15 protein-coding genes are annotated in these 18,072 nt (G+C 61.2%); 9 read left to right on the top strand and 6 right to left on the bottom strand.

Annotation, left to right across the window (positions count from 1 at the left end; all coding sequences use genetic code 11):
- Nucleotides 1-215: 215 nt before the first annotated feature.
- Nucleotides 216-1,205, top strand: a complete 990-nt coding sequence (locus EI171_RS12805) for a LysR substrate-binding domain-containing protein (protein ID WP_161533505.1) — start codon at nt 216-218, stop codon at nt 1,203-1,205.
- Here the strand turns inward: EI171_RS12805 and EI171_RS12800 are convergent.
- Nucleotides 1,139-2,062 carry a ring-cleaving dioxygenase gene (locus tag EI171_RS12800; RefSeq protein WP_038965611.1) on the bottom strand — a complete coding sequence of 308 codons (924 nt, stop codon included), beginning with the start codon at nt 2,060-2,062 and terminating at the stop codon, nt 1,139-1,141. The genes EI171_RS12805 and EI171_RS12800 overlap by 67 nt on opposite strands.
- A gap of 293 nt (nt 2,063-2,355) precedes the next feature.
- Here EI171_RS12800 and EI171_RS12795 point away from each other — a divergent pair, with 293 nt between their 5' ends.
- The 7 genes from EI171_RS12795 (at nt 2,356) to EI171_RS12765 (ending at nt 12,170) form a co-directional block, all read left to right on the top strand.
- Nucleotides 2,356-3,228, top strand: a complete 873-nt coding sequence (locus tag EI171_RS12795) for an alpha/beta fold hydrolase (protein ID WP_161536993.1) — start codon at nt 2,356-2,358, stop codon at nt 3,226-3,228.
- A 65-nt stretch (nt 3,229-3,293) separates the two neighbouring features.
- Nucleotides 3,294-4,310 carry an MBL fold metallo-hydrolase gene (locus tag EI171_RS12790; RefSeq protein WP_161533504.1) on the top strand — a complete coding sequence of 339 codons (1,017 nt, stop codon included), beginning with the start codon at nt 3,294-3,296 and terminating at the stop codon, nt 4,308-4,310.
- Nucleotides 4,311-4,385: 75 nt separating this feature from the next.
- Nucleotides 4,386-6,044: an MFS transporter gene (locus EI171_RS12785; RefSeq protein WP_161533503.1), complete on the top strand. Its 1,659-nt coding sequence runs from the start codon at nt 4,386-4,388 to the stop codon at nt 6,042-6,044.
- A 619-nt stretch (nt 6,045-6,663) separates the two neighbouring features.
- Nucleotides 6,664-8,091, top strand: coding sequence for a hypothetical protein (locus EI171_RS12780; RefSeq protein ID WP_246740532.1), 1,428 nt, complete (start codon nt 6,664-6,666; stop codon nt 8,089-8,091).
- Nucleotides 8,092-8,356: 265 nt separating this feature from the next.
- Nucleotides 8,357-8,818 (top strand): hypothetical protein, encoded by a 462-nt coding sequence (locus EI171_RS12775; RefSeq protein ID WP_011089707.1) that lies wholly within the window; start codon nt 8,357-8,359, stop codon nt 8,816-8,818.
- Between the two features lie 146 nt (nt 8,819-8,964).
- Entirely contained in the window at nt 8,965-10,701 is a 1,737-nt protein-coding gene (locus EI171_RS12770) for a type I secretion system permease/ATPase (RefSeq protein WP_161536992.1), read from the top strand.
- Nucleotides 10,702-10,751: 50 nt separating this feature from the next.
- Entirely contained in the window at nt 10,752-12,170 is a 1,419-nt protein-coding gene (locus EI171_RS12765; protein WP_246740531.1) for an HlyD family type I secretion periplasmic adaptor subunit, read from the top strand.
- 145 nt (nt 12,171-12,315) lie between these two features.
- Here the strand turns inward: EI171_RS12765 and EI171_RS12760 are convergent, their stop codons facing one another.
- From EI171_RS12760 to EI171_RS12740, 5 genes are all read right to left on the bottom strand, one after another.
- On the bottom strand, nt 12,316-13,101 hold the full coding sequence (locus EI171_RS12760) for a response regulator transcription factor (protein WP_039183898.1): 786 nt from the start codon (nt 13,099-13,101) through the stop codon (nt 12,316-12,318).
- Nucleotides 13,102-13,314: 213 nt separating this feature from the next.
- Nucleotides 13,315-13,593, bottom strand: coding sequence for a hypothetical protein (locus EI171_RS12755; protein WP_231166644.1), 279 nt, complete (start codon nt 13,591-13,593; stop codon nt 13,315-13,317).
- Nucleotides 13,594-14,598: 1,005 nt separating this feature from the next.
- A complete protein-coding gene (locus EI171_RS12750; RefSeq protein ID WP_161533500.1) occupies nt 14,599-15,474 on the bottom strand; it encodes an alpha/beta fold hydrolase in 876 nt (291 codons plus the stop codon).
- Between the two features lie 101 nt (nt 15,475-15,575).
- A complete protein-coding gene (locus EI171_RS12745; RefSeq protein WP_011089713.1) occupies nt 15,576-16,031 on the bottom strand; it encodes a carboxymuconolactone decarboxylase family protein in 456 nt (151 codons plus the stop codon).
- A gap of 23 nt (nt 16,032-16,054) precedes the next feature.
- Complete coding sequence (locus EI171_RS12740) at nt 16,055-16,471, bottom strand: cupin domain-containing protein (protein WP_161536991.1); 417 nt, start codon at nt 16,469-16,471, stop codon at nt 16,055-16,057.
- A gap of 90 nt (nt 16,472-16,561) precedes the next feature.
- On the opposite strand from EI171_RS12740, the gene EI171_RS12735 reads away from it, so the two are divergent.
- A complete protein-coding gene (locus EI171_RS12735; protein WP_161533499.1) occupies nt 16,562-17,968 on the top strand; it encodes a PLP-dependent aminotransferase family protein in 1,407 nt (468 codons plus the stop codon).
- The last annotated feature ends 104 nt before the right edge of the window (nt 17,969-18,072 follow it).

Raw genomic sequence — 18,072 nt, 5'->3', positions numbered from 1 at the left:
GTCCGAAGGACCACCTGCAGATCACGTCCGCCGCACCGATTTTCCTCTTAGAGCGATAGTCGTCCTCGTTCAAGTCACCGATCCGACAGTGGCGTGTCAGCAGGAAAATCGATCGCAAAACGAAACGATGACCCAGCATAGGTGACATTTGGCGGACTTGATAATCCGCTCCAATTCCACTTTATCTGTGAAACGGTTTCATAGATGGATACACGATGGATAATCGCATCGGGGAAATGCAGGTCTTCCTCCGTGTGGTGGAAGCCCAGAGCTATTCCGAGGCAGCCCGTCGACTGTTGATGACACCGTCAACCGTCAGCAAGCTCATCGGAAGGATCGAGGCGCGGCTCGGCGTCAGACTGTTCGAGCGTTCGACGCGGCGGCTGTCGCTGACGTCAGAGGGTCGGATGTACCACGACAAGAGTGTTGCACTGCTGGCCGAACTCGATGGCATCGAACGCGGCATTTCTCGGGGTGCAGCGGCGGCCGGCGGGACGATCCGGGTCAACACCACGGTGTCCTTCGGCATTCTCGGCCTCGAGCCTCTGCTCCCCGCCTTTTGGCAAGCACACCCTGAGATCGTGGTCGACATCTCGCTCTCCGACGAAATCGTCGACATGTACCTCGACCGGACCGATGTCGCCTTCCGGGTCGGGCCGTTGCAAGCCTCCGCGATGGTTGCCCGACGCATCGGGGTCGTCAAAAGAAGGATCGTCGCATCTCCAGACTACATAAATCGGCTAGGTGAGCCAAAAAGGGTTCAGGACCTTTCACGTCACAACTGCCTGGGATTCAATTTCCGGCGCTCTGCCCCGGTCTGGCCTCTGAAGGAGAGCGGGCGAATTGCCGACCGGGTAATCAGCGGCTCGCTGCTCGCAAACAACGCTCAAAGCCTGCGGCGAATGGCAATCGTGGGCATCGGCCTTGCAAGGCTCGCCGACTATCACGTCCGCGACGACATATCGGCTGGCCGCCTGGTCGAGGTTCTCAAGGGCACGGCAGGTGACGAGGAACAAATTCATGCGCTTTATCACGGTGGACCGCGGCTGCCCTTTCGCGTGAGAGCATTCCTTGACTTCATGTGCCCGCGACTGACCGATTTCATGGAAGGTCGGGCTCGCGATGGTCGACAGGCAGTTCAAGCGAGCGGAGGCAGGATCGCCGCCAGTTCGGCGCGACGCTCTTCGAGAAAGGCGGGAAGCTGAAGTTGCTGGCCGAGCTGCTCCGGCGCCTCGTCGACCGCAAAACCCGGGCCGTCGGTCGCGATCTCGAAAAGCACGCCGCAGGGGGCGCGGAAGCCGACCGCGTTCAGGTAGGTCCGCTCGATGGGATCGCTCACCACGATGCCGTACACCGACTGGAGTTTCTCGACCATCTCCGATCGATCGTCGAGATTGCTCGCGCGGAAGGCGACGTGCCGGATGGTGCCGCCGCCGAGGCGCCCCCGCGATGACTTTCCGATCATGCGCAAGGTGATCGTCCCGCCCGGACCGTCATGAGCCACGAAGCGCATGGCGCCGTTTCTCTGAGAGACCAGCTGGAAATCGAAAACCTTCTGGAGGATGTCGATGGTCTCATCCTCCTCGCGGACATTCAGCGTGACGCCATGAAGGCCGCGCAGCGCGAGATCGGCCTTGGAGTTTGGGTCCGCCTGCCCCGATCGTCCCTCCCATGTCTCGATCAGCGAGAGGGCCGTACCATCGGGATCCGAGAAACAGAGCGTACGCTCGCCGAAGGGCGACACCTCCGATCGATAGGGCACACCCGCAGAAGCGAGCCGATCGGCCCACCCGTCGAGTGAATCCCCTGCGACGCGGAAGGCGGTCTGCACCACCTCGCCGGCGCCGGTCAGCCCCGGCGTCACGCAATTCCAGGCCAGCGTGCTCATTACGGTGCCCGGATTTCCGACGTCGTCGCCGTAGTAGACGTGGTAACTGCCGGGGTCGTCATAGCAGACGGTCTTCTTGACCCGATTGAGCGACAGCACACCCGCGTAGAAGCCGCCGGCGCGCCGCACGTCGCCGATGATTGCTGTGACGTGATGAAGTCCCCGTGCGTTCACGCAGTTGCTGCCTGATCCTCGATCCCGAAGCCGTCCGTTCGGGGTACCATGTCCACCTCGCGGATCCTCGTTCTCCCTTGCGTTGCTGGTCGTTACGAACATGCAATCCCGAACATCGCCGCGCGTCTTGGACTTTTTCCCGATCTTGGAACCGCCGCCAGGGTAAAATTCGGTGCCCCAACCGACCGTTTCCGCAACTACAGCGACGCAATCGTGCAAAACGCCGTGACAACCTGCAATCAGTCCCCTCCGACTTGACCAAGGATCGTGCCCGGAAACCTCTTACTCCGGGCATGACATCGGTGACCACCATTCGTCGCGCAACCTGCCGAGCAAACGGCATCCGCCAGTTCTATCTGGAGGCTGGGGCCGGTCCTCCGATCGTGCTGTTGCACGGCTTCCCGGAGACCAGCTTCGCCTGGCGTTTCCAGATACCGGCGCTTGCCCCCCACTACCGGGTAATCGCGCCGGACCTGCGCGGATACGGCGAGACCGACAAACCGCCGAACGGCTACGACAAGAGGACGATGGCCAACGACATCGTCGAGCTCTTGAAGACACTCGGCGTGGGGCGCGTGGCACTGATCGGACACGATCGCGGCGCGCGGGTCGCGACCCGCCTGGTCAAGGACCACCCGGATCTGGTCGATCGCCTCGTCGTCATGGATAACGTTCCAACCCGCATCGTCGCGCGCGAGATGACTGCGAAAGTCGCCCGCGAATACTGGTTCTTCATATTCCACCAGATCCCCGACCTGCCGGAGGCACTGATCGCGGGACGCGAGGACATCTGGCTTCGTCACTTCTTTTCCGACTGGTGCCACGACCCGATGACGATCTCCGGCGAGGCGTTCGAGACCTACGTGAAGTCCTACAGCGCGCCTGGCGCCGTACGGGGCGCGATGTCCGACTATCGCGCCAGCGCAGAAGACATCGCGCAGGATCTCGAGGACGCCGAGCAGAAGATCCGGTGTCCCGTGCTGTCCCTTTGGGGTGAAGACTTCGGCGCCGTCGGCCGTCTCTTCGACATGAAGGCGGTCTGGAGCGAGATGGCGGAAACCCTCTCGGTCGCCCCGATCGAACGTTGCGGCCATCTTCCGCAGGAAGAACAACCGGAAGCGGTCAACAAGCTTCTTCTCGATTTTCTGAAGGGCTGGAACGGATGAAATCCTCAACCGCACCATGTCATGCCGTCGACTGAACCGGGACACCTGGCGATGAGGAGACAAGGATGAAGCCGATCCGCACCGTCGCGATGTTGACATTCGTATCCCTGCTGTCTCACGGCCAGGTGCATGCCGGCGCTCCCCAGGTACGCACCCAGGCGCCGGGCTTCTATCGCATCATGCTCGGGCGCATGGAGATAACGGCCTTGCTCGACGGGACCCATCCGTTTCCAGTCCACGACGTGATGACCAGGAACGAGACGATGCCGGGCGGAGACCGGAAAGCCGTGAAGCTCGCGGAAAGCCATCCCGGTAGAGGGGATGCCGTGCTCGCCGCCTCCGATCTCGCAGCTCCCGTGGAAGGCTCGATCAATGCCTTCTTGGTCAACACGGGAGACAGGCTCATTCTGATCGACAGCGGCGCCGGCAGCCTCTATGGCGCATGTTGCGGGCACCTTCTCGAAAATCTGCGCGCGTCCGGATACAGACCGGAGCAGATCGACGAGATCTATCTCACGCACTTGCATGCCGATCACGTCGGCGGCATCGCTCCAGAAGGAAAGCCTGCGTTTGCCAATGCAACCATAAGGGTCAACCAGAAGGACCTCGACTACTGGCTCGACGCCAAGAACGAGAGTGAAGCTCCCAAATTCCTCAAGCCGATGTTCGAAGGCGATCGCGCCTCGTTGAAGCCCTACAGGGAATCCGGCCGGCTGAAGCCCTTCTCGGAAGGTCAGGAGCTTTCGCCGGGGATTCGTGCAATTCCTACTCCCGGGCACACCCCAGGACACACCTCGTACGAGGTCTCGAGCGGAGGGCAAACATTGCTTGTCTGGGGCGATCTAGTCCATGTTGCGCCGATCCAGTTTCCCGATCCCGCCGTGACCGTGACTTACGACAGCAATCCGCTGTCGGCGGAACTGGAACGCACGGCAGCCTTCGCTCGGGCCGCGCGGACGTCGACGTGGATCGCGGCGGCTCACATCGCCTTTCCTGGAATCGGACATATCCGCTCGGTCGATGGCCGGTTCGAGTGGCTACCGGCGAACTACACCACCGTGTTGAAACCGACGAACGACTGACGCGACGCTCGGATTCTCGAGCATTTTGATCCGACACCGCCAGCCTTGCGCGGGTTCGATGGTTTGAGTGAATCAATGCCCCTATCCAACGAAAAGCCGGATCCATCGTCGACGGTGCCCGACACTTCCCCGTGGATCGCGTTTCGGCACACCACGTTCACGGTTGTCTGGATCGCAACCGTCGTCGCCAACGTCGGCACCTGGATGTACAACGCTGCGTCCGGATGGCTGATGACCAGCCTCGATGCCAATCCCCTCACCGTCTCCTTGGTTCAGGTCGCGAGCAGCCTTCCGATGTTCCTGTTCGCGCTGCCGGCTGGCGCGCTGGCGGATACTGTCGACAAACGCCGTTTTCTGATTGGTTGTGAAATCGTCCTTACAATCATCGCGGCAGCAAGTGCGGTGCTCGTCGGGCTTAACCTCGTCACTCCGCCCATCCTTGTGCTGTTCACGTTTCTGCTCGGCGCCGGCGCTGCGTTCACCGCGCCCGCATGGCAGTCGGTTGTCCCTCAGCTTGTCCCGAGGCAAGACCTGGCCGCGGCCGTGGCCGGCAACGGCGTAGGCGTCAACATCAGCAGAGCCATCGGGCCGGCGCTGGGTGGCGCCGTCATCGGCGGGTTCGGCATCGCGGCCCCCTTCTGGATCAATGCTCTGAGCAATTTCGCCGTGATCGGAGCGCTCCTGTGGTGGCGCCCGGCGTCTTCGCAAGGCAGCGCGCTTCCACCGGAACGTCTCGCTGGCGCCATGGTGATCGGCTTCCGCCATGCGCGATTCAATCCGAAGCTTCGTGCGACACTCGTCAGGGCGGCGGCGTTCTTCTTCTTCGCGAGCGCCTATTGGGCACTGCTCCCCCTCGTGGCGCGCAATCAGATCGCGGGCGGTCCAGCACTCTACGGCATCTTGCTCGGAGCGATCGGCGTGGGTGCCGTCATCGGTGCGTTCATACTGCCCTGGATGAAGACAACCTTCGGGCCCAACGGGCTCGTTGCGGCCGGCACCGCCGGCACGGCGCTTAGTCTGATCCTCCTGGGCATCGCGCGTCACGCGGAGATCGGACTTGCGGCGTGCCTGATCGCCGGTATCTCATGGATCGGCGTCCTTGCGACGGTCAATGTCTCAGTTCAGGTCTCACTGCCGGACTGGGTGCGCGGCCGGGGGTTGGCGATCTTCGTCACCGTGTTCTTCGGCGCGATGACCGCTGGCAGCGCGCTCTGGGGTCAAATTGCCTCTGGACTCGGCTTGCCTACGGCGCACTTCCTAGCCGCTGCGGGCGCCGTCGCAGGAATCGCGTTGACCTGGCGCTGGAAGCTTCAAACCGGTGCAGGCATCGATCTTGCGCCCTCGATGCACTGGCCCTCACCTGTCTTGGCAATCGAGGCAGACGCTGACCGCGGGCCAGTCCTGATTACGGTCGAGTACCGCATCTCCGCGGAGCGCCGCGAAGCCTTCCTCGTCTCCATCAGAGACTTGGAGCAACAACGAAGGCGTGATGGCGCATATTCCTGGGACGTCTTCGAAGACGCCGCCGAGAGCGGACGCTTTCTGGAGACGTTTATGGTCGCGTCTTGGCTTGAGCACTTGCGGCAACACCAGCGCGTGACCAATACCGACAGGGCCGTTCAGGACGCCATCCGCAAATTCGGCGCCGCGGCCGAGCCCAAGGTCACCCATCTCATCGCCGCCAATTTTCGGCAAACCGGCTTAGGCACGCCCAGCAAACAGTCGTTGCTGTAGATGCTGATCTGCCGACGTTGGGGCGCTACCACCTAGCGTTAGAAATCGTACAAAATCGTAGTTTGGAGCGCAAAATCTGAGCCTTGGTAGCGGGTGACCGCTATCGTCCGCCTATCCTTGCGTCCCAAGCTCGGGCAAGTCGCCAACTTGAAGAGCACGCCGTAACGGCCGAGCGCGACCATCCCAAAACTGACTCTGCGTTGATTTGTCTTGATCTCCCAGTGCACACGACACCGACTACCCCCGACAGTTAGGACTTTTCCTAAGGTTAGATCGGTCCGCTCGTCTCAATTTGCCGCCCCACCTCGTGCATAGCTTGGTCGAGTACCCGGAACCCCGGTAGATTTCCTCGCGCGCATTCTTCTGCGCGTCATAGATCCTGATCTGGAGCATGGGAGAACACTTCTTTAGTTTTTCTCCACCTCCCTGGCGCAGTTACGAATTCCGCGCCAGCAAAGGCTGTAACCGCACCCGAACGGATGTAGCCGATGTTACGGGTGCCAGACGAAGCGCCATATCCGAACTGACGACTGGGCATTCGACCTTCCCAGGATGACATTCTGTCCGGAGTGCAGAACCCGTCTGATCGCGCGGAGCGATTGCGATGAGGGAGGCTACGATGGATTTTTCGCGGATGTCGGATGGAATCCGGCTGCATCACGCCTCTCTTCACCACGATGGGTACGATGGCGAGGACGAACAGAGCCCTGCGCCGAGTGCCCCGTTCGTGGCAGACGCGGTCGGCGGTGGCGCCCTAGTCCATCGTCCCGGCCCGTTTGCAGGTCCTGGAGCGCACCCCGCGAGCGCGAATACCCAGCATAATGACTCCGACCCGGTTCAATCCAAACATCCCACATCGGGGATCGACACGGGCGGCCACGCCGGCGACCACGCTGCGGCGGGTCTGGATGCTCCGTCCACGAAGCCTGCTGCCGGCGCATCCTATCCCGGGATGAGCATTGCTTCGGTCGAGAGTGGGGCGAACACGGCCGGGAACGGCGGGGATGGCCACTTTTACGGAGGGATCATTCACGCGTCCCTGTTGGTCTATGAACCGATCAACATCTCCGTGAGCCTGGGATACGGCTCGGTCGCTCTAGCCAACCAATCCAACAATTTGAATGTCGATCAATCCGCTTTTCAGATGGCCGGCGTCGGCGGCCATGGCGGCAACGACAACATTGCAGCGGGTGGGAGCGTCAGTACGTCGTTGGGCGCCGGCGTGATCGCGAGCGGCGACAACGGCGCCGGAAATGGGGGCAGCGGTTATTTTTCGGGTGCGATAGTGGACGCTCCCGTGGTGATCTATCATCCGATCAATATTGCGATGGCGGGTTCGGGCGGCACTGCGCATGCAAGTCAATCGAACACGGTCGACATCGATCAATCGGCCACTCAGATCGCGGGCGTCGGCGGAAGTGGCGGAAATGCCAATGTGGCCGCCGGCGGCAGCGTTATCACGCTAGACCCCAGTTGGGGATCAAGCAACGGAGGGAGCATCTGGGACGTTCAAACGGGCGGAAGCCAGGCCGGCAATGGCGGCGACGGCGCGTTCTACGGCGGGCTCGTCCATACTTCCTTCGTACTGTACGACCCGATCAACATCGCAGTCGCGGGCTATGGCTCCAACGTTCATTCGGTCCAGACAAATGACGCCTACGTGGATCAATCCATAGTTCAGATCGCCGGCATTGGCGGACACGGCGGCAACGGCAACGCCGCGGCGGGCGGCCATGCAAGCCTTCTTTCCCATGGCTTGTGGGGCGGCTCCGACACGATCGCGACCGGTTCGAACGGCGCAGGCAATGGCGGCAACGGCTATTTTGTCGGCAGCCTGATCGATGTCAGCGTCGCGATCTATGCACCCATCAATATCGCAATCGCGGGTCCCCATTCGACAGCCCTAGCCGATCAGGTCAACAACGTGCACATCGACCAGAGTGCGGTCCAGATCGCCGGGCTTGGCGGGGACGGCGGCAACGGCAATCTCGCGCTGGGTGGCGATCTTTCCGCCCATCTTCTGTCGGATCTTCACCTGATGGGATAGCGAAACATCGCGCCGCTCGCACAAGCCCGATCGCGAGTTGCGTCGATACTCTGCGCATGCAAGCTCGCCCTGCGGACCCTCCCGGATGTTTCGAGCTCCGATGTTGTGCGACGAATGTCATACTTTCGTACGTAGGTCGACCAGACCGGATGGTGTCCGATTTGACATCTATCGCCATCGCGCTTGGGCGGATCAGACTTGCCGCGCGCGTCCGCCTGATCGGGATGGATGATGCACGAAAGCCAACAGAAAGCAGGAGGCTCAAATGTTGCCCAAAGCGATCAACATCTCGGACTCGATCGGATTCAAATCGATCAGCACCGGTGGTCAGAACGTCGGAAATGGCGGCGACGGCACCTTCAAGGGAGCCATCATCAGCAAGCCGACGCTCAACTTCGATCCAACCAACAAGGCGGAAGGTGCCGACGTGCACGTGAGCACCGGCGATCACGTCAATCAGACGGCAGACTGGGATGCCGGCGGCGCCAACGCGCAGGCCTCGTTGTTTTCGAAGGCCCATGGCGGAGACGCCCAGTCGAACGGAAGCCAGAAATCCTACAGCGGTTACGATACCTCCAAGGTATACGCCAATACGGATGCGACCCAGATCAACAAGCTCGCGGTGGACCAGCACCAAGAGGTCGTGGCCGGCATCGGCGGCAATGGCGGAGACGGTAACGCCGCGCTCGGCGGAGAAGTGAGCTTCCATCTCGATACTTCTTTCTGACCACCGGCTCGTCCGACTGGCAGGGACCGGTGGCCGCCGCCACCGGTCTGAAGTTCGAGCCAATACCCCGCCGATACGATATCGTTGGCAGACGACGTTGGCCATCGGTCAAGTGCACCGGACCTCGATTTCAGGCGGTGACGATCATGCTGATGCCGCCCATTCGGTTGCCCATCCTGCCGCAGGTCCGGACGCCACTGCACGCAGCCCTCCGGTCCTGTGTGGGACCACTAGGTCTCGTATTCGCATATAGTTGCAGCTACAACCTGCTTCTGTTTGCGCCCTCCATCTATCTTCTTCAGATCTACGACCGGGTGTTGTCGAGCCGGAGCGGCGAGACGTTGCTCCTGCTCACGCTCATTGTCGCGATCACGGTGGTCGTCGGCGGCGTCTTTGATGCATTGCGGCGCGCCGTCCTGGGACGCCTCGGCGCCTGGCTCGACGATCGCCTTCGTCCCTGCGTGATTTCGGCCGGCCTCGAATCGGCGCTTCGCAGCGATTGGACGCAAGCATCGGGCGCATATCGGGATCTCACCGTGCTGCGCCAGTTCGTCGAATCCGGCGCATGTCCGATGCTGTTCGACGCGCTCTGGGCGCCCTTGTTCCTCCTTGTCCTCGTTCTGATCCATCCCCTGCTCGGCGTGGTGGGCGCCTGCTGCGTCGCCTTCCTGTTCGCGCTCACGGTTGCCGGAGAGCTGGTCACGGAAGACGTTCTGCTCAGATCCGGCGCCGCGCTATCCAGAAGCTGCGGCCGCCTCCAGACTGCAGCGAGCAACATCCACATGATCCGCGCCATGGGAATGCTCGATAGCGCTGCGCGCATGATCCACCGTGACGCGCAGCACGCCCGCAGAGAGCACGATGTGGCACTCCGGCGAGGCGAGATCGTCTCACTGGCCGCCAAGCCGGTTCGCGCGGTGTCGCAGGTCCTGATCATGGGGGCTGCCGCATGGCTCGTCCTCGATCACGGGAAGAGTCCGGCAATCATCTTTGCTTCCACGCTGATGTTCAGCCGGGCGCTCGCGCCGGTCGAAAGTGCGGTCGCAGGCTGGAAATCACTCGTGACGGCCGTGAGCGCTTGTCAGCGGCTCGGCGCACTTCTCGCCGCATTTCCCGTCGCCCGGCAGCAGAGCCCAGAGGTTTCTCCGCTGCAGGCGCGAAGCGGCCTCGTCGTCGACAATGTTGACGTGAGGCTTGCGGGGACCAACCATCTGCTCCTGAACGGCGTCTCGTTCAGCCTCATGCCCGGAGAATGCCTTGGCATCATCGGTCCGTCCGGGTCAGGCAAGTCCTTGCTCGGCCAGGTGATCGCCGGGCTGTCGATGCCAACGCATGGCCGTGTCGTCCTCGACAATACCGACGTCTCGCTGTTTCGCGAGGGCCTAAAAGGCGACCGCCTCGGATATCTCCCCCAGGACATCAACCTCCTCGGCGACACGATCAACGACATCATCGCACGCCTTGACGATGCCGATCGGCGGAAGGTCATCGAAGCGGCCAAGCTCGTCGGTATCCATGGGGCGATCATGCGCTTGCCGCTGGGTTACGACACGGTGGTTCAGAGTGAAGCAACCTTCTCGCGCGGGTATCGGCAGCGCCTCGGTCTTGCCCGCGCCTTTTTCGGCAGTCCACGCCTCATCGTTCTCGACGAACCCAACGCCAGCCTCGACTACGGGGGCGAGCGAATGCTCCTGGATGCCATCGAGCGCATGAAGCTCGCAGGCGTCATCCTTGTCGTCATCACTCACCGGATGGGTCTTCTCGCCGCCACGGACAAGATTGCCATCATGGAGGACGGTGCGGTCGCCGCGTTCGGCGACAGCGAGGACATCTTTGAACGGCACCTGAGCCGACCCCAGGTTACTTCACAGATAGCGCCATGATTTGGAACTCTCTCACCATCTGGAAACTTCCCGCCGTCTCGAGACTTCCCATGATCTGGGACCAGCTCGTGCGAGCGCCGGCGCCCCACCCACCCGCTCGGCGATTTGGCGTCGTGGTGACCGCAATCGACGATTTCGAGCCTCTGGAATTTCCATGGTGCTCGGCGCCCACGCCGACCTCTCCGCGCGGAAGGCTTCGCGGCATCACCGTCGCGGGCAATCTGCTGGTGCTCTGCTTCATGCTGGGGCTTGGTACATGGGCGAGCCTCGCGCCTCTCGAAAGCGCCGCGATCGCGTCTGGCGTCCTGGAATCGGAATCGAGCCGCAAGACGATCCAGCATCTGGAAGGCGGTATCATCAGGAAGATCCTGGTTTCGGATGGCGATATCGTGCGCAGCGGCCAAACGCTGATCGCGCTGGACGACACCCGGGCCGGCTCGGAGATGCAAAGCCTCCAAGGTCAATTTTGGGATGCAGCTGCTCGTGCCGCACGGCTTCAAGCCGAGCAGCAGAGATTCGAGAGGATCGCAATCCCGGACGCGCTGGAACAGGACAGCAGGCAGAACGGAGTGGCCGCCGCTGCGGTGTCGGCGCAGCAGTTCATTTTTCAGGCACGCATGCAAGTTCACGAGTCGCAGCTTGCGGTCATTCGCGAACGAAGGCATCAAGTCGAGAAGGAGATCGAAGGTCTCAAGGCTCAGGAAACCGCCACCGGGCAGCGGGTCGAAATCGTTCGGGAGGAACTGGATATGGTCGCGACCCTCGTCAACAAGGGGCTCGAACGGCGGCCGCGGCTTCTGAACCTGCAGCGGGAGCTGGCCGACGTCGAGGGCCGCCGCGGCGAGATCGCCGCGCAGATTGCCCGCGCCGGGCAGGTCATCAGCGAACAGCAGGCCACATTGTTCAAGCTCGAGAGCGAGAGGCAGAACGAGATCGCACAGTCGCTTCGTGAAGCACAGAACCAGATATTCCAGCTCCGCGAGCGGTTGCTTGCGGCCAGGGATCAGCTATCGCGAACGGAGGTCAAGGCGCCCGAGGACGGCGTGATAACCGATCTGCGGGTTCATACAGCCGGCGGTGTCATCGGAGCAGGTGCTCCGCTCATGGACCTAGTGCCCCGGCAAGACCGTCTCATCGTAACCGCGCGCCTGAGGCCCGAGGACATCGATGTGGTTCATCCCGGCCTCAGTGCCGAGGTTCACCTCGTACCGTACAATCAGCGTCGCGTGCCTCGCCTGAAGGGAACCGTCGTGCACATATCCGCAGACCGGCTCCTCGACAAGCGTACCGACCAGCCATACTACGCGACAAAGATCCGGATCGACGATGGGCAGATCGCGGCAAACGACATCCAGATCGTCCCCGGCATGCCGGTTCAAGTGTTCATCACGACCGGGCGAGGCACCGTGGCTCTCTACGCGCTCAGGCCCCTGCTCGACAGCTTCCGTGGTGCATTCAGAGAGGACTAAAGCGCGATGAGATTGGGATGAATCGTCATCGCGCTTTCGGTTGTTGTTGGAGCATGATCTCCACGCAAACGCGTTCCGCGTTTGTCGCGAGGGAGAACCGCTGCGCACCTTGCGTTAACGCGGCCCTCCGGGTCCGGATCATGCTTTAGGTCTCCGGCATTAGAGCCGCACCGGGGTCGTGATCGCGACTCTGCGCGGGCAACCGGCCGCGCCAGCGGAGGACGGCTTCCGTGCGATTGTGCGCAGCACATTTCCTCATGATATGCTGAATGTGCATTTTGACTGTGCTTTCCGAGAGGCCCAATTTGGCGGCGATCAGCTTGTTGGGCAGGCCGAGCTCCAGTTCCGCCAGAACCTGTTGCTCACGAGGCGTGAGATCGGTCACGCTCCTCCTGTCGATAGCCACTCTGGCTCCCTCGTTAATCAGATATGCGGGCACAAGCCCGCGCGCATCCGGTGGCTCGAAATCCGTTATCCTGTTCATCCCGGCCACGGGCAACGGCCTGTAGGCGCCGCCGACAAGAACAAGGCGCAGGCCTGCTATGGCGATCTCGATCGGTAGCGAGGTGGAAAGAAAGCCGCGCACGCCCCGCTGCATCGCGGCCTGCACGGTCGGTTCGTCGTCATGGTTTGAGAGGACAACAGTGGCGGCGTTGGGACAACACTCCGCAACGAAGGCGAGATCGTCCTCAACCGAGGGATCGCCGATGGGCTTGTCCGCGATACTCAGCATCACCAGACGAACATCGCGGGCTGACGTGCAGTCCAGGCCTTGGACCGTTGCCATGTCAAGGATCTCAAGTTCGTCCAACTCCCTCCTGAGGACGTGCAGAATGCATGTACGAGGCAACACGAGCGGCTCGATGATCACCAGAACCGGCAAGTGAAGCGATTCATTGAGCCGCTTTGACGTGTTGATTATGTCGTGCATGATGCCCTCGAGATGAAACGAATTTCCGCTATATTCCCATTCCGTATTGCGTCTCCCGTGCTGCTGCGTTCATCCTGAATGCATCATCACGAGAGCGGCGCAGTGCCGCCGTTAGTGCCGCATCCACTGCGGGATCACTTGACACCTGGGTGGAAATTCTTTCCGCTCAAATCATTTTGGCGTGTACCGCGCGGTGGCGCAGTCGACGCATCCCTAATTGCAGATATTTCGATACGCCGTTGAGGCCGCCGACCCTGACCTACCGTCGACGACGTATGCTTCATCCTCCTTCACGAGATACAGAAACGGCCTCTCTCCAGTCTCGCCGCCTGACGCGCTTCTTCCTTTCACGCGCCCGCAAATCGTATCCACGCGGCGTCCAAGCATGTTCTTTCGCATTGCGCGCTTCACGTCGCTGAGTTCGACCGTCTCCGGATCCCCCATCTGCGTCGCGATCGCAACCTTCGCCTTGTCCAGAGCACGATCCGACATTTCCGCGGTCCGTTCGGGTGCCGGGACGCTGATCCTCGTCCGCGGGGACGCCGCTTTGGCAAGATCGGTCGATCCGCGTTTCTTCGGAGTTGATGTCTTGCCGGGCCTTGCCTGCGTTGCGGAATTCGATCTGACAACCGCAGGCTCTGGCGCCAACGCAGTCGGCATTGGCTGCGCGGGTTGGGCGACAGCGCCCCTGTCGAAACAGGGTCGTGACGCGCACCCGAGGAAATACCCTCGGGACGGCGCGAACCAGCCAAAGCCGATCAGGACTCCTGCCAGCACTCCGACAAATAGCAGTCCCATCCGATTCCCCTCCTCGGGAGCTCGGCTCGCACTCGTAACTAGGACTAATTCCGCGCTGGTGATCTATCTGTTGCGCAAAAGCATTAAGCGCCCATTAAGCGCGCGCCGTTGTCCGGCCCATGCCTGGATGGACGGATTACATCGGACTCCAGACCCGTGCCGCGATGATCGCAAAAGGCCAATCGTGAAAGCAATCATGGCCGATTTGGTCCGCTCTCGGACCATTCTGCAACTTGCGAGTTCGTCCGAAGGTTTGCACCACCAAACGCTGCCAATCGCCGACTTAGGGCCTTCAGGCAAGTTTCGGAGCACGCACCAGCTTCGTACCAGAACCGGCGTAAACGAAACGCAACGAAAGCACTTGGACCCGAACAAAACCGCAGGAGATCAACGGATCTGACCAATCTTCGGCCGCTCATAACGATCTGGTTGCAGGTTCGAGTCCTGCCGGGCCCACCACCGCGATCAATAGCTTACCTCGTTCTCGGTGCCTGCAGTGACACCGCCGTACCAGAAACCGCACCAGATACATCCACTTTTCGTTCGCGCGCAGCTCGTGAGCATGTCAGGCAAGCTCGATTGCTGATGAGTGATGCGACATGCATTCACGAACCCTGCCTTTACGGCCGACGGAAGCGGTCTCTACATTTGGTGATCGAAGCTCATCGGCGCAGGGCGCGGAGATAGACCCCTGCGCAGTCATCGAAATGAGGCACGAACCTCATCGACGGTTTGCTTCGGATCCTGGAGGTGAGGAAAGTGCCCAATACCGGGAAGAATCGCGAGTTCGGCGTGGACTCTTTCGGCGAATTCTGCGCCCATCTCCTTCTTGATGAAGAGGTCTTTCTCGCCCCAAACTACCTTCACCGGCGTTTTAAGCCGGGCGAGTTGCGATTCGAAACGGTCCTGGTCCCGCGTAAAGTACGAGTAATAGTGGGAGAAAGCGTCTACCGTCGTCATGGCGCCCTGGCTCCATCCGCGGGACATGTCGTCCCTGAATTCCTCCGTAACTTCGAATTGCGCTTCCTTGGGCAAGCCTCTTGTGAAGGTGTTTGCGAGGATCTCGTCGCGATTCCTGTTCATGTTGGCGCGGATCTGATCCATTGCAGGCCCCGCCTTCAGGCCTTGCAGGCTCTCATACATGAACTGGGGCCTGTCAAACGGGGCGAAGTCGCCAACGATAATTGTCCTTGCGATATCAGGTTTTTCCACCGCCAGCAGGAGTGCCGGTAGCGCTCCGATGTCGGTCGCGTAGATCGTGAGCCTCGAGGTGTCGATGCCTGTTTTCACGATGTACTGATCCAGAATATGCGCGTAGTCCTTCGGCGAATAGGAGAACCTGTCGACCGCTGGCCTCGATGAAAGACCGTAGCCCGGCCAGTCGAAAGCGTGGACGTCGTAGTCATCGGCGAGAGCCGCGGCAATATCCTTCCAGGCGTACAGGGTCTCCGGAAACCCGTGCAGGAAGAGAACAATCCCCTTCCGCCCCGGGTTACGCAAAACCATCCTTCTGAGCGCGATATCTTCGTTGATCTGGAAAAAGTCGATCGCGCTGTCGTTGATCCGGTGTGACATGATGTGTGTCCTTTCGTCCTGTTACCTGATCAGCGTGCAGGCAGAAGTGATCTGGAGGCTGAACGAAGCTCGGCGGAGAAGAGTTCCGGCACCTCCAAGGCTTACTGTCCGAGTACGGCCTGCGGCGTGTTCCGAAAGCTGATTGCAATACGATTGTAGGCGTTCATCAAGCCAACTGCGATCGTCAGATCCACAAGTTCTCGCTCGCCGAACACAGCGCGGGCAGCCTGATAGGCTTCATCCGGCACATTGGTCTCTGCGACGCGCGTCACCGTTTCGGCCCACGCAAGGGCGGCGCGCTCGCGCTCGTCGAAGAGGTTACCGGCTTCCCTCCACGCCTGTACCAGCGCCAGCTTTTCGATCTTCACTCCCTTCTTGAGCAGGTCGCGCGTGTGCGAGTCGAGACAATACGCGCAGTTGTTGATCTGTGAAATTCGCAGGTAGACCAGGTCGACCAGCGCGGGTGGAAGGTTGCTCTGCATTATGTAACCGTAGACGCCGCCGAGCGCTTTCACGCCTGTCGGTGCAATCTGATTGTAGTCGAGACGCTTGCTCATTTTTTGCTCCTTGATGACAAGTGTTATTTGATCGGGGTAGTCAGTTCCTTGTCGTCGGTATCAATGACGAACACGGCGAGCAGCCTTGCTGGCCTGGTCTTGCTGGCATTGCGGCTGATGGAATGGCGCGAGCCTGGCGTCTCGTAAAAACTTTCGCCGGCGCGGTAGACCCGCCTGGGTCCGTCATTCACCTGGGACTCGATTTCTCCCGACAGAACGTAGCCGAAGATGAAAGCCGACTTGGCGTGGATGTGCGGAGCTGACGCCCGGCCCGGCGTATAGTCGACGATCAGGGCCTTCAGTGACTTGCCGGGAATGTTGGGGATCATCTGTTGAAAGCGCGGCGTGACCGCTTCGCCGCCGCCATGGGCGACGGCAGGCGTTGCAGTGGCGATGGCAACGGCAGCGAAAGCCGCGCCAAAGATGAATCGTATTTTCATGGTGGCGTTCTCCTTTGTCCCGCATAGGTGCGGCTGCTCTGGTCCGGAAAAAAGCACCAAGAACGCACAAAAATCGTGTACCAAGGGGGCATGACCAAGCCGCTGCGGTTGGAGCTTGATCGATCTGCGAAGACGCCCCTGGCCGAGCAGATCCGCAAAGGCATCAGGGCCGCCATCGAGAACGGCGTGCTCGCTCCGGGAGCGCGTCTGCCCTCCTGGCAGGACCTGGCAGCCCAACTCGGTGTCGCTCGAGGCACGGTGCGATCGGCGTACGAAAAGCTGTCCGCTGCTCAACTCATCGTCGCTTCCCGCGCGGCCGGAACGCATGTCGCGGATCGTCCTTCCATTGCTGCTCGACAGGAAGAAACAGCCGATCCCGGCTCGTTCATGGAGATGTATCGGGAGCTCACTGCGGGGCCGGCGATTTTCCAGATGGGCGTGCCCGCGCATGAAACTTTCCCCGCCAAGCTCGTCGCCCGGATTCGTTCGTCCGCTATTCGCGTGGAAATGAGTGGGCCGGCGATATATCCGGACGCTCGTGGTGAGCTGGAACTACGGCGGGAGATCGCGGCGTATCTTGCTATCGCGCGTGGTATCGAGTGTACAGCTTCCCAGATCATCATCACCGGCGGCTACTGCAGCGGCTTGGGACTGGCGCTCCGTGTGCTCGGCCTCGAACGGAGAAGAGTCTGGATGGAGGATCCAGGCTTCCCAATCACCCGGCATGGCCTGGAGCTCGCAGGATTGTCGCTCGCCCCAATCCCGGTTGATGCGGACGGCATTGATGTCAGTTCTGGCCTGAACCATGAGCCCGATGCGGCGCTGGTTGTTGTAACTCCAGGGCAGCAGGCGCCGCTCGGGTGCACGTTGTCGCTGGAGAGGCGCTTGCGCCTTCTCGACTGGGCCGCTCAGAAAGGGGCGTGGGTGATCGAGGATGACTATCTGAGCGAGCTTCAACTGAAGGGTCGGGCCACACCGGCACTTGCCTCGCTCGATCGCGCCGGGCGCGTCATTCACATCGGATCTTTCAGCAAGACTCTGACCCCCACCCTGCGGCTGGGCTTTCTGGTAGCTCCTCCGTCGCTGACGTCTCAGTTCGCCGAGGTCGCGGCGTGTCTCGCGCCGGCGCCTGGGCCGTCTGTGCAACTCGCGACTGCGAAATTCATGCGTGACGGCCACTATATGCGGCATCTTCGACGTACGAAGCGTGTCTATGCAGCGCGAGGCGACGCGTTGCTAAAGACCCTTCGCCCACGCGCCAAGGACATAACGATCGCTGGATTGGCGGTGCTAATGCAATTGCCGGACGGGACACCAGACCTCTCCATCGCCAGGGAAATGCTGTCGTTCGGATTGGCGCCTGCTCCGCTATCGCCCTGGTATGCAGAGGCAGCTTCCGCACGATCCGGTTTGCTGCTAGGCATCGCGGCAGCTCCTAACAAGCGTCTCGCGGCGTCTTGCGACCGCCTCCTTGGGATCATCGATCGTCTTATGTGACGAACGCAGAGGCAGGGCGCTCGCGAGGACAACGCTCATAAGGTACGTCGTGGCCTTGCTGGAAGAGTCAAGCAGGGTTTGGCTGCAGGACTGGCGAAGGGAGA

Origin of the sequence: Bradyrhizobium sp. LCT2, assembly GCF_009931255.1 — a bacterium.
GTDB lineage: Bacteria > Pseudomonadota > Alphaproteobacteria > Rhizobiales > Xanthobacteraceae > Bradyrhizobium > Bradyrhizobium diazoefficiens.
This window is presented reverse-complemented; position numbering and strand designations above follow the sequence as displayed.